The organism is Caulobacter sp. 05T431, from assembly GCF_056665975.1.
In genome coordinates, this window is record NZ_JBFTKU010000095.1 from 1 (window position 1) to 495 (window position 495).

The 495-nt window shown below is 69.3% G+C and carries 1 protein-coding gene; it reads right to left on the reverse strand.

Annotated features, from left to right (window positions below; all coding sequences use genetic code 11):
• Positions 1–495: hypothetical protein (locus AC1U89_RS24670; protein WP_479902242.1), on the reverse strand; the 495-nt coding region annotated here is incomplete at both ends.

The window sequence follows — 495 nt, forward strand, 5'->3', positions numbered from 1 at the left end:
GCCAGGGACAAGGGCCCATCCGCCCCCGGTGCCGCGGCCAGAAGTGTGCGGGCCACGCCCGCGAGGTCTTCGCGCTCCGCATCCGTCCAGCCGCCCTGGTCCATGCGAGGGAGGACCACGCCAAAGACGTGGACCCGCAAAAGCTTGGTGACCAGGGCCTGACGCTGGGCCAGGGGAAGCGCCACGAACCAGGGGTCCGCGACGAGTTCCAAGGCAAAGGCGAACAGCTCGCCCATCTCGCGCCGCTGACCCGTGACCCGGTCCTCGGCGTCGGCGCCGACGACGTATTTGCCGGCCCCCCGGGCGTAATCGATCCGCCCGCCACCGAACCACAGTTTGGCGGAGAATATCTGGTCCTCCCCCGTCCGCAGATCAGCGCTGAATTGGAGGCCGAGCCGTTGAATTTCGCTGCGTCGCAGCAGGCCCAGGGGCGCCGTGCGATAGCTCAGGCGGTCCTTGACCGGATCCAGGCTGAACCGCCTGCCCACCCGGACC